The 12,127-nt window shown below is 60.7% G+C and carries 10 protein-coding genes; 4 read left to right on the plus strand and 6 right to left on the minus strand.

Annotated elements, in window-relative coordinates; genetic code table 11:
- Positions 1-20: 20 nt before the first annotated feature.
- From AWT76_RS05350 to AWT76_RS16885, 6 genes are read right to left on the minus strand one after another with little or no spacing between them, the layout of a single operon-like run.
- A complete protein-coding gene (locus tag AWT76_RS05350) occupies positions 21-434 on the minus strand; it encodes a regulatory protein GemA (protein ID WP_072245434.1) in 414 nt (137 codons plus the stop codon).
- Complete coding sequence (locus AWT76_RS05355) at positions 421-735, minus strand: hypothetical protein (RefSeq protein WP_072245435.1); 315 nt, start codon at positions 733-735, stop codon at positions 421-423. The genes AWT76_RS05350 and AWT76_RS05355 overlap by 14 nt, the downstream gene beginning before the upstream one ends.
- On the minus strand, positions 732-1,067 hold the full coding sequence (locus AWT76_RS05360) for a hypothetical protein (RefSeq protein ID WP_072245436.1): 336 nt from the start codon (positions 1,065-1,067) through the stop codon (positions 732-734). The genes AWT76_RS05355 and AWT76_RS05360 overlap by 4 nt, the downstream gene beginning before the upstream one ends.
- Positions 1,067-1,840, minus strand: coding sequence for an AAA family ATPase (locus AWT76_RS05365; RefSeq protein ID WP_072245437.1), 774 nt, complete (start codon positions 1,838-1,840; stop codon positions 1,067-1,069). Before AWT76_RS05365 ends, AWT76_RS05360 begins: the two co-directional genes overlap by 1 nt.
- A 35-nt stretch (positions 1,841-1,875) precedes the next feature.
- Positions 1,876-3,888, minus strand: a complete 2,013-nt coding sequence (locus AWT76_RS05370; protein WP_141655887.1) for a transposase family protein — start codon at positions 3,886-3,888, stop codon at positions 1,876-1,878.
- Positions 3,885-4,097 carry a hypothetical protein gene (locus AWT76_RS16885; RefSeq protein WP_072245439.1) on the minus strand — a complete coding sequence of 71 codons (213 nt, stop codon included), beginning with the start codon at positions 4,095-4,097 and terminating at the stop codon, positions 3,885-3,887. The genes AWT76_RS05370 and AWT76_RS16885 overlap by 4 nt, the downstream gene beginning before the upstream one ends.
- Positions 4,098-4,146: 49 nt before the next feature.
- On the opposite strand from AWT76_RS16885, the gene AWT76_RS05380 reads away from it, so the two are divergent.
- The 4 genes from AWT76_RS05380 to AWT76_RS05395 all read left to right on the plus strand — a co-directional run bounded on the left by AWT76_RS05380 (position 4,147) and on the right by AWT76_RS05395 (position 12,089).
- Positions 4,147-4,587 carry a helix-turn-helix domain-containing protein gene (locus AWT76_RS05380; RefSeq protein ID WP_072245440.1) on the plus strand — a complete coding sequence of 147 codons (441 nt, stop codon included), beginning with the start codon at positions 4,147-4,149 and terminating at the stop codon, positions 4,585-4,587.
- A 338-nt stretch (positions 4,588-4,925) separates the two neighbouring features.
- Entirely contained in the window at positions 4,926-7,301 is a 2,376-nt protein-coding gene (locus AWT76_RS05385; RefSeq protein WP_072247487.1) for an ATP-dependent helicase, read from the plus strand.
- A gap of 90 nt (positions 7,302-7,391) precedes the next feature.
- Positions 7,392-8,555 carry an alpha-hydroxy acid oxidase gene (locus AWT76_RS05390; RefSeq protein WP_072247489.1) on the plus strand — a complete coding sequence of 388 codons (1,164 nt, stop codon included), beginning with the start codon at positions 7,392-7,394 and terminating at the stop codon, positions 8,553-8,555.
- An 87-nt stretch (positions 8,556-8,642) separates the two neighbouring features.
- On the plus strand, positions 8,643-12,089 hold the full coding sequence (locus AWT76_RS05395; RefSeq protein WP_072245441.1) for a pyruvate carboxylase: 3,447 nt from the start codon (positions 8,643-8,645) through the stop codon (positions 12,087-12,089).
- Positions 12,090-12,127: the final 38 nt, after the last annotated feature.

Here is a 12,127-nt window from a genome sequence, read left to right on the forward strand (position 1 = left end):
CGTTTGTCGCGCCGCGCAGGTCATGCGGCCTTGTCGCGGGCCTTCATCTTCTTCAGGGCGGTGATCACCTTGCGCGCGTCGTGGGCCGTCACGAAGCGCAGGCTGGACATGCCGAAGTACCGTTCCAGCCAGACCGACAGACCGTCTTCAACATCGGCACCTGACCACTCCTTCCAGATCGTCCTGATCAGTTCGAGCTGGGCGAAGCTGGCCATGCCTTCCCGCGCGCCATAGTCCGGCCCCTTGGCGGTCAACGGCTTGAAGCCCAGATATTCGAACAAGCCCATGAGCGCCGTGAACCCGTCCTGGTCGAGCTCCGTCACGGAAGTGACCCCGCAAAGATCGACCAGGCCAGACCGGAACTCCGCTTCGGTCAGCCCCAGCTTGCTCTTGGCCACATGGATAAGGGCGATCTGTTTGTTACTGATCGACATTGCCGGCCTCCTTTCCGTTGCGCGTGGTGGCGCTGATCAGATCCACGATCTGCTTGTGCATGCCTTCAAGATCGGCCTGGACGCGCACGCCCATCTCCGCGCCCGCCTTCGCGGCGGCGCTGATCATGTCGATCTTGTGCGAGTGGCGCGGGGAAACCTCGAGTTCGGTCACCAGGTCATCCAGCAGCTTCAGGAGCGCCGCCAGAGACCCCACGTCCGCGATTGCGTCATTGGATGCCATGTAAAGGCCGTCGCGGCACAGGGTCAGCGTTGCCTTGGGGTTTTCAGAAGAAGTGATCATTGGACAATTCCTTCAGGCAGGACAGGGATGAACTTCGAGCGGGCAAGAATGCCCCGAACAATGGTGAGCGCGCCAAGAGTGGCTGAGATGTCAGCAGACAAAAGCGCAGCGCCCGCTTCGGTTTCTTCGTCCGCTCCGCCTTCATTTGCGGCATCCCATTCGCTGATGAGTTCACGTAGCCGGAAAAGGGTGCCCTGCGCCCCAGCAAGAGCGGTCTGAAGCTGCGCAAGCTCATCGGCCGTCAATGGCGTGACAAGCAGGTCGCGCCCGGCAAAGTCTTGCGCCTCCTCAGGTGTGAGCTCGTCTTTCACATTCAGTTGGTGGTTTTGCATCAGATATCTCCCATCATGAAAATTGCGTTCTCGATTTCGTTCAGCGTCACAGGCTTTCCCGCCGCAAGCATCCGTGCTTGCCGGTAGGCTTTGACCATCAACCGGAAATTGCCTTGGGTTTCGCCATGCCGCGCCAGTGCAGCCGCAGCCGAATTGTCGGTGGGGCAAAGTGCAGCGGCCAGGGCCTCGAACTCATCCCGGCTGGGCGCGGGAAGAACGCGCCTAACGTCGATCCTTGTCAGGAACTGGTCGTAGTCCATTTCCTTTTTGCGCCCGGTGCGGCCCAAGAACTGCTTGTTTCCGCAGAAGACCATTCCGAAGGCTGGATGAAAGCGATCTCCCTCGCGGGCCTTATCACCATCGTCATAGAGGCGACGGAGCGTTTCCAGCACATTGACCTTCAGGCCCTGGGCCTCATCAATTACAAGGACGGTGGGTCGGCGACCTTCCTGGAAGGGATAGCTGCCCAGCAAGCCGGCAAGCGCCTGAACGGCTTCGCGTGTGCGCCCTTCGTAGACATTGAAATGCTCCAGGAGCGCCGATGTGAAGGCAAGAATGGAGCCGTCGATTTCCGGGCTCGACCGAAGGTAAATCACTCGGATTTCACGTTCCCATTCGGTTACCAGCCCCTTAAGGGTCCGGGTCTTGCCAATCCCCACAGGGCCTTTGATGATCCCAATTCCCGCCGTTAGCGCGATCTGTCGGACGACAAACTTTATCGTTTCGCTCGCCTCCGTTTCGATGATAGGTGTATGCTCAGGTGTGTGATGCATGCTTCATCTCCGTTGTGCTGCACATTGTTGAAGGGTCAGCGGTTGCCGCCGCTGGCCTTTCTAGTCTGGCCGTCCACTTCATTGGCTTGGGCCATGATTTCCTTCCATCTCTTGCTTTCGGCCTCCTTCTCCATCGCTTCGCGGGCAATTCGAGCTTCAGGTTCCTCACCGGCCAGGCGCATGATGATGCCCGGCTGCTCCTGACCAGGGCTGAAGGCCGTTGTGTTGCGTGTGAGCTCTTCGAAGCCATCGAAGCCCGGCGTGAGCTGCGCTTCGAGCTCCCGGATAGCGCCCTTGTGCTCCTTAATGCGCCGCCCTGCTTCTTCCGCGCCCCGCCTGTCCTGTGTATCGTAGGCCTGATCGGGGTTTGCTTCGCCGCAGGGTATGCCATTGCGCCGGATGAACACATGGTCCACGCCAGTGCGCAGGGGCGCGCGCACCTCGACAGGAGTACGATAACCCAGTTTCCCGATCAGCTCAGAGGTGTATTGTGCGTTTCGAAAGTCGATGCGCCCCTGTTTCACAAAGCGCGTATGACGTTCGCTGAAGATTTCGTCGAAGCTGCGCGCATCAGTGCGTTGTGGCTCCCAGCCATTTGCTATCGCCGCCTCGAAGGCTTCTCGCGGCGAGCGGCCTTCCAGCTTCCCGCCTTCCTGCGGAGTGTCGTTATAGGTCGCGATTGCCTTCTGGATCAGCGCCGCCAGTTCTTCCAGGGTGCCTTGGAATGGCTGAACCGGCTTACCGACTTGCTGCGTTTTCTTGTTGCTACGATCCCCGCCTATCCAGCCTGGAAGGAACCTGAAGTAGTTCTGTTCGAGTATCCTGAAGGTGCCCTCAATGGGCTTTGCAGCACCATTGTACGGCTGGGCACGGATATGGCCGCGACCAGATATCAAGCCTGACAGTTCTGGGAAATCCGCGATAGCCTTGGCTACATCGTTATACTCACCGCCATTGTCGAAGTAGAAGGTCACGGGCAATCCGCCACCCTGCTCGCTGACCACCAAATCGTAGAGGCTATCGGCGATGTCGGTTTTTCGAACACCGGTTCCCGGGCCGAATGCGGCGAGCTTGCCCCAGATGAACCGGGTGGCATCGTCCATCCAGGCAATCAAGCGCAGGCGAAGCTGACGCTTCGGGTTGTCAGGTAGCCGCATGTCAATGTCGATCGGGTGAACATCGCCGAAAACAACATCCATGGGCTTATCAGACAGCTTCCGGAGTATCCGGGGCTTGTCGCGGTCATCCCATGCCTTGTTATCGTGGCGGAAGCGATCAACACGCCGGAACTCATCGAACCGGGACGCCCACTTCTTGGTCAGGGCGCAAATCGCGGTCAGCTTCTGCCGGGAAAGCTGCGATCCATGCTTCTTCGACAGTTCGGCCAGCTTCTGGCCGCACTGCCGTGCGACGGTCCGCGTTGACCAGCCCGCCGCCGTCCCGTCCCGGCCATACTGCTCCAGCTCTGAAGCGACGGTCGCCCGTGCCGTGTTGTCCAGGTCGATTTCGGCATCCCATCGCCGAGAAATCAGCACTCGGCGCGCGCCCCGAACGGGCGAGGCCTTCGGGACAAGGCCGGAAAGGCCCTTTTCCTCATAGGCATCAAGCCAAATCCGCGCCGTGCGCTCAGAAACCGTCTTTGCCGCGCCGTTGCGGTCGCGATGGGTGCATTTGGCAATCTGCTTGAGCGCCTGAGCGCGTTCAGAGCTCCTTGGTGTGGTGTTTATCGCCGGGCTGATGACATGCAGCCGGAACTTCGCCTCTTCGCGCTGCCATTCAGCGATCTCACCATGGGAAAGCCGGTCGAACGGCGCTCGCAAGGGAAGATCGAGGGATTTCGCCCGCTCTTGCATCTCAGCGGGAAGGCTGGACAGCGCGACAAGGTATTGCCTGCCGCCAGCGCCACCCTGGCCACTGGTGGCAAGAACCTCAAGTTGGCAACCTTGGAATACCTCACCCTTCGATGCTTCCCCAAGGATGCGCCTTGCGTGCCGCGCGGAAAGGCCGCTAACGTCCGAAAAGGCGTTGGCATCCATAAAGGCGTTCATTTTTCGAAACCTGAGGCTTTGAGAATTTGTTCGACAAGCGCACTTGCCTTCGGTCCTTGCCACTGCCCGATCAGCGCTTTCCGTGCATTCTGATGGTTCACACCGTGACTTTTGCACCACTGGTGGAGGCTGCTTCCTTGAGCGGTGAATGCGCCGCGTACCGCATTATACCGTTCCGTCAGTTCGGTTGGTGTGCTAGCCTGTGACATACTTCGCTCCTAGTGTGGAGCAATATGCACCAAACTTGGAGTATGCGCAATGGGTAATGACGTTTGGAGCGAGGGCTTTCGTCAGAGGCTTGATTTGATCAGGGAAGAGCGCGGCATCTCCAAGGCTGAGATGGCCCGTCTGTGCGGCCTACCGCCGCGAACCCTCGAAAACTACTTCAAGGGTCACAAGCCGGGCATAGATGCGCTGATGGCCCTTTCAATCGGTTTGGATGTCTCGGTGGATTGGCTGCTCGGTGACGAAGAATGGCACCGAACAGACCACGCGGACATAGTTTCGCAAGCGGTCTGGCAGGCGGTGCGCGAGTATCTTTGTGATATGGTCCGAGACACTTCATCAGGGAAACCGGTCATCGACCAGGGCAAGATTTATGGAAGCGAGCCCGAAGCGTTCGCAATGCGCATCGCGAATAACGCCACCCAGAAGTATCGCGCCTTGCTCTCGCTCCACGATCCCCGGAAGCCGAACTAGGCCGCATGGCCGCAAGTGGTTAAACCCGCGCCACTTAGCTCAATAAATCAATGACTTACAAAACAAGGGTATCCAATGCATTGCGGACACGTTCGCGCACTATAAGCCCTTTATTTTCAAAGCTTTAGGTAAGTGTCGTTGCAGTTTCATTGGTGCCGCTCGTTGCAGTTTCATAAGTTCCGCTTCAACATTCCACAAGATGGCAACAGTGCCGCGCGCTGTGATCTTGGAGCATTGGTGCAAGACGACACGCCACGTTTTTGACAAAGGCGAAATTCTCTGGAACAATTCCTGAACATCGGCTTTATTTCGCCTTGTCCCCGCGCTATGCTTCGCCCATGTCCGATTTCAACACCGACTTGCCCTTGTCCGCCCGCGCCATGGCCGCGCGCCCAGCCCCGTATCTGGATGGGTTGAACCCCGCGCAACGCGAAGCGGTCGAAACGCTTGATGGCCCAGTCTTGATGCTTGCAGGCGCGGGCACGGGCAAGACCAAGGCCCTGACCGCGCGCATCGCGCATTTGCTGAACACGGGCCGCGCCTTTCCGTCGCAAATTTTGGCCGTGACCTTCACCAACAAGGCCGCGCGCGAGATGAAACTGCGCGTGGGCGGCTACCTGGGCGACGCGGTCGAAGGGATGGCGTGGATGGGCACGTTCCATTCCATCAGCGCCAAGCTATTACGGCGGCATGCCGAATTGGTTGGGCTGAAATCCAGCTTCACGATTCTGGACATGGACGACCAGTTGCGGCTGCTCAAACAGATCATCGCCGCCGCGAATATTGACGAAAAACGCTGGCCCCCACGCCTGCTGGCCAATATCATTGACCAGTGGAAGAACCGCGCTTGGACGCCGGAACAGGTGCCTTCGTCAGAAGCGGGTGCTTTCGACAATCGCGGAACAGAATTTTATGCCGCCTATCAGGACCGGCTGAAAACCTTGAACGCCTGCGATTTCGGCGATCTGCTTCTGCATTGCGTGACGATCTTTCAGGCGCACCCGGATGTGCTGCAAGACTATCACCGCCGCTTCAAATACATCCTTGTGGACGAATATCAGGACACGAACGTTGCGCAGTATCTATGGCTGCGCCTGCTGGCGGCGGGGCACAAGAATATCTGCTGCGTGGGGGATGATGACCAATCCATCTATGGCTGGCGCGGGGCAGAGGTGGGCAATATCCTGCGCTTTGAACGTGATTTTCCCGGTGCCAAGGTGGTGCGGCTGGAGCAGAATTACCGCTCTACCCCGCATATCTTGGCCGCTGCGGGGCAGGTCATTTCCGGCAATCAGGACCGCTTGGGCAAAACGCTTTGGACCGAAGCGCAAGCGGGCGAGAAGGTCCGGCTGATCGGCCATTGGGATGGCGAGGAAGAAGCGCGCTGGGTCGGCGAGCAGATCGAGGATTTGCAACGCGGCACGCGCGGATTGCAGCCCTTCAATCTGGAACAGATGGCCATTCTGGTGCGCGCCAGCCACCAGATGCGCGCCTTCGAGGATCGGTTTCTGACCATCGGCCTGCCATATCGCGTGATCGGTGGGCCGCGCTTTTACGAGCGGATGGAGATCCGCGATGCCATGGCCTATTTCCGGCTGGCTGTCAGCCCTGCCGATGATCTGGCATTCGAGCGCGTGGTCAACACTCCCAAACGCGGCTTGGGCGACAAGGCGCAACAGACCATCCAGCGCTATGCCCGCGCCAATGATGTGCCGCTGGTGCAGGGGGCTGCCCTTGCCATCGACGCGGGAGAGATCAAGGGCCGGGGCGCGGGCCAGTTGCGCGCCTTTCTGGACGGGGTGGACCGCTGGCACCGGGCCGTGTTGGGTTTGGGGCTTGTCCCAGAGGATGATGCCCTGATTGAACCCGTGTCGGAAGATGCCCCCCCCGGCAGCCACATTGAGCTTGCAGAGCAAATTCTGGAAGAGTCCGGCTACACGGAGATGTGGCTGAACGACAAGACGCCCGAAGCGCCGGGGCGGTTGGACAACCTGAAGGAACTGGTCAAGGCGCTGGAGAATTTTGAAAACCTGCAAGGGTTTTTGGAACATGTCGCGCTTGTTATGGACAATGACAGCGACGGGGCCGAAGACAAGGTCAGCATCATGACGCTGCACGCGGCCAAGGGGTTGGAATTTCCTGCCGTGTTCTTGCCGGGATGGGAGGAAGGGCTGTTCCCCTCGCAACGCTCGATGGATGAGAGCGGCCAGAAGGGCTTGGAAGAAGAACGCCGCTTGGCCTATGTCGGCATCACCCGCGCCGAGCAGCTCTGCACCATCAGCTTCGCCGCGAACCGCCGGGTTTACGGGCAATGGCAGTCGCAACTGCCCTCGCGCTTTGTCGATGAATTGCCCGGCGATCATGTCGAGGTGCTGACGCCCCCGGGCCTCTATGGCGGGATCGGTGCGGGGATGGGCAGCACGGGCTTTGGCAGCGCGGTCGAAGAACGCGCCTCCAAGGCTGATGCCTACAATTCGCCCGGTTGGCGGCGGTTGCAAAACGCCGAACGCAGCCAGCCCAAGCTGGTGCATGGCACGGTTGTGCCCGAGTTCGATGTGGGCGCACGGGTGTTCCACCAGAAATTCGGCTATGGGCGCGTGGCCTCGGTCGATGGTGACAAGCTGTTCGTGGAGTTTGAGAAATCTTCGCCCCGGCATGTCATGGCGGGCTATCTGCAAGATGCCGATGCAGCGGCGGGGGATGTGCCCTTCTGACCTGAAGGCGAAGGGGCTGACCAAGGGTGGGTGCCCCTGCCTGCCATGTCACGGTTTACAATCCGGCTTTCCCCGCGTTTTATGCGCGCCATGGACCCGGCCCAGAAATATCCCGCGCTGTCTGACCTGAAAGCCGCCTGCAAGGCGCGGGTGCCTTGGTTCGTGTGGGAATATCTGGACAGCGCCACCGGCAGCGAATCCGTCAAGCCGCGCAATCGGGCGGCGCTGGAGCGGGTGTTATTCCGCCCCGCCATCCTGCGCGGGCCGATCGCGCCGGACCTGACCACGCGGTTTCTGGGGCAGGATTACGCCATGCCCGTGGGGGTTGCCCCGGTGGGCATGTCGGGGCTGATCTGGCCGGGGGCCGAAGCCGCCTTGGCGCGCATGGCGCAAGCGCGGCGCATTCCCTATTCGCTTAGCACGGTGGCGACGCAAACGCCCGAAACCATCGGGCCGGTTGCGGGGGACATGGGTTGGTTCCAGCTATATCCGCCCAAAGACCCGTCGATCCGGGCCGATATTCTGACCCGTGCGCGAAATGCGGGCTTTCGCGTGCTGGTGCTGACGGTCGATCTGCCCGGCCCCTCGCGGCGCGAACGGCAGTTGCGCGCGCAGCTGGCCATTCCACCGAAAGTTACGCCATCAATGCTGTGGCAAGTCGCGCAGCGTCCCGCTTGGGGCTTGGGCACGCTGCGTGCGGGCACGCCCCGCCTGCGGCTGATGGAGGAATATCTGAAGCTTGACGGCAACGCGCCGTCTACGGCGCATCCGGGCTATCTGCTGCGCGCCGCCCCCGATTGGGACTATCTGCGCGCGGTGCGCGACATGTGGGACGGTCCTTTGGTTATCAAGGGCGTGCTGGACCCGGAGGATGCGCCCCGCCTGCGCGCAGAAGGGGCCGATGCGATCTGGGTGTCCAACCATGGCGGGCGGCAATTTGATGGTGCATTGGCGGCGTTGGATGCGCTGCAAGACATCCGTGCAAGCGTTGGCCCGGACATGCCGCTGATCTATGATGGCGGGGTTGAATCTGGCCTTGATGTCCTGCGCGCGCTGGCGCTGGGGGCGAATTTCACCATGCTGGGGCGGGGCTGGCATTACGCGCTTGGGGCATTGGGGGCAGGGGGTGCGGATCATCTTGCGACGCTGTTGCAAGATGACCTGATCGCCAACATGGTGCAGATGGGCGCAACCCGCCCCGAACAGGTCGCAACCCAGCTTGCGCCACGTCAAGACAGGCGCGACGAAATGTAACGGAACCTCACGGGCGCTTTACCTGCGCGCAATAATCTGTCTAATACACGCAATAAAATTAGCCATACCTCTCCGGAAAGGACCGAAATGGCCGAGTTCAAGAAAATCCTCGTCGCGAACCGTGGTGAAATCGCCATCCGCATCATGCGCGCTGCCAATGAGTTGGGCAAACGCACGGTTGCGGTTTATGCCGAAGAAGACAAGCTGGGCCTGCACCGCTTCAAGGCAGACGAAGCCTACCGCATTGGCGAGGGGATGGGACCGGTCGCCGCCTATCTGTCGATTGACGAGATCATTCGTGTGGCCAAGGCCAGCGGGGCGGATGCCGTGCATCCGGGCTACGGGCTGTTGTCGGAAAACCCCGAACTGGTCGATGCCTGCGTGGCTAACGGGATCACCTTTATCGGGCCGAAGGCCGAAACCATGCGCGCGCTTGGCGACAAGGCCAGCGCGCGGAAAGTGGCGATTGCGGCGGGCGTGCCGGTTATTCCCGCAACCGAGGTGCTGGGCGATGACATGGACGCGGTCAAGGCCATGGCGCGCGAGGTGGGCTTTCCGCTGATGCTGAAAGCCAGCCATGGCGGCGGCGGTCGGGGTATGCGCCCGATCCTGTCCGAGGACGAGGTCGAGGCGAAGGTCCGCGAGGGCCGCCGAGAGGCCGAGGCCGCTTTCGGCAATGGCGAGGGCTATCTGGAAAAGATGATCCTGCGCGCCCGCCATGTGGAAGTGCAGTTGCTGGGCGACACGCATGGCAACCTGTATCATCTATATGAGCGCGATTGCACCGTGCAGCGCCGCAACCAGAAAGTGGTTGAACGCGCGCCTGCCCCCTACCTGACCGAAGCGCAGCGCGCAGAGGTCTGCGAGCTGGGCCTGAAGATTGGCCGCGCCGTGGGCTATCAGAACGCAGGCACCGTCGAATTCCTGATGGATATGGACGATGAGAAATTCTACTTCATCGAAGTGAACCCCCGCGTTCAGGTGGAACACACCGTCACCGAAGAAGTGACGGGCATTGACATTGTGAAAGCGCAGATCCGCATTGCTGAAGGCGCGACGTTGTCGGATGCGACGGGCACGCCGTCTCAGGGGGATGTCACCTTGTCGGGCCACGCGCTACAGTGCCGGATCACGACCGAAGACCCGCTGAACAACTTCATCCCCGATTATGGCCGTCTGACCGCCTACCGCTCTGCCACCGGCATGGGCATTCGTTTGGATGGCGGCACGGCCTATGCGGGGGGCGTGATTACGCGCTATTACGACTCGCTTCTGGTCAAGATCACCGCTTGGGCGCCGACGCCGCAGGAATCCATCGCGCGGATGGACCGCGCCTTGCGCGAGTTCCGCATTCGCGGGGTCAGCACCAATATCGCCTTTGTCGAGAACCTGCTGAAACACCCGACATTCCTGAACGATACCTATACGACCAAGTTCATCGACACCACGGATGAGCTGTTCAATTTCCGCAAGCGTCGGGACCGGGGCACCAAGGTTCTGACCTATATCGCGGATATTACCGTGAACGGGCACCCCGAAACCAAGGGTCGCGCCAAGCCGCCCGCCGGGTTGAAAACCCCGATTGCGCCCAAGGTTTCGACCGAAGCGCCGCCGCGCGGCACGCGGCAAATTCTGGACGAAGAAGGTCCGCAGGCCGTGGCCGACTGGATGGCGGCGCAGAAGAAGCTGCTGCTGACCGACACCACCATGCGCGACGGGCACCAATCGCTTTTGGCCACGCGAATGCGGTCCATCGACATGATCCGGGTCGCACCTGCCTATGCGCATATGATGCCCAGCCTGTTCAGCATGGAATGCTGGGGCGGCGCGACCTTTGATGTGGCCTATCGCTTCTTGCAGGAATGCCCATGGCAGCGCCTGCGCGACCTGCGCGCGGCCATGCCCAACCTTATGACGCAGATGTTGCTGCGCGCCTCGAACGGGGTGGGCTATACCAATTACCCCGACAACGTGGTGCAGGCTTTTGTCAAACAAGCCGCTGCCAGCGGGGTCGATGTGTTCCGCGTGTTCGACAGCCTGAACTGGGTTGAGAACATGCGTGTCGCCATGGATGCCGTGATAGAGGCGAACAAGGTCTGCGAAGGCACTGTGTGCTATACCGGCGACATCCTGAACCCCGACCGCGCGAAATACGACCTGAAATACTATGTCGAAATGGGCAAGGCCCTGCGCGACGCGGGCGCGCATGTTCTGGGGCTGAAGGACATGGCGGGGCTGCTCAAGCCTGCCAGTGCGCGCATCCTCATCAAGGCGCTGAAGGAAGAGGTGGGCCTGCCTATCCATTTCCACACGCATGACACTGGCGGCATTGCCGGTGCGACCATTCTGGCCGCCGCCGAAGCCGGTGTCGATGCCGCCGATGCCGCAATGGATGCGTTTTCGGGCAATACCAGCCAGCCGACCTTGGGGTCGATTGTCGAAGCCTTGCGCTTTACCGAGCGTGACACGGGCCTCGACATGGGCGCGATCCGGCAGATTTCGGATTACTGGGAACAGGTTCGCCTGCAATATGCCGCGTTCGAAAGCGCGCAGCAGGCGCCGTCCTCCGAAGTGTATTTGCACGAAATGCCCGGTGGCCAGTTCACCAACCTGAAAGCGCAGGCGCGCAGCTTGGGGCTGGAAGAACGTTGGCCCGAAGTGGCGCAGACCTATGCCGATGTGAACAAGATGTTCGGCGATATCGTCAAGGTCACGCCATCGTCCAAGGTCGTGGGCGACATGGCGCTGATGATGGTCAGCCAAGGTCTGAAACGCGATGACGTGGAAAACCCTGCCAAGGATGTCAGCTTCCCCGATTCCGTCGTGGACATGATGAAGGGCAATCTGGGCCAACCCCCCGGTGGCTGGCCCGAAGCGCTGCAACGCAAGGTGCTGAAAGACGAGCGGCCCATCACCGACCGCCCCGGCAAGCATTTGGCCCCGGTCAATCTGGAAGAGGTGCGCGCGCAACTGATCGCAGATCTAGACGGGTTCAATGTTGATGATGAGGATCTGAACGGCTACCTGATGTATCCAAAGGTGTTTTTGGATTACATGGGCCGCCACCGCATCTATGGTCCGGTGCGGACCTTGCCCACGCGAACCTTCTTCTACGGGATGGAACCGGGTGAGGAGATTTCCGCCGAAATTGACCCCGGCAAGACGCTGGAAATCCGCCTGATTACCGTGGGGGAAACCGGCGATGATGGCGAGGTGAAGGTGTTCTTCGAGTTGAACGGCCAACCCCGTTCGGTGCGCGTGGCCAATCGCGAAATCGCGGCCAAGACCGCACAGCGCCTGAAGGCAGATATGTCGAACCCCGCCCATATCGGCGCACCGATGCCCGGCGCTGTCGCCACCGTGGCCGCGACGCCGGGCGCGAAGGTCAAGGCGGGCGATCTGCTGCTGACGATCGAGGCGATGAAAATGGAAACCGGCCTGCATGCCGACCGCGACGCGGTGGTCAAGGCCGTGCATGTCCAACCCGGCGCGCAGATCGAAGCCAAAGACCTGCTGATCGAATTCGAGGAATAAGCGAACCTCGACTCCCCCAAGCCCCGCGCAGCAAATCC

This window comes from Roseibaca calidilacus, from assembly GCF_001517585.1.
GTDB lineage: Bacteria > Pseudomonadota > Alphaproteobacteria > Rhodobacterales > Rhodobacteraceae > Roseinatronobacter > Roseinatronobacter calidilacus.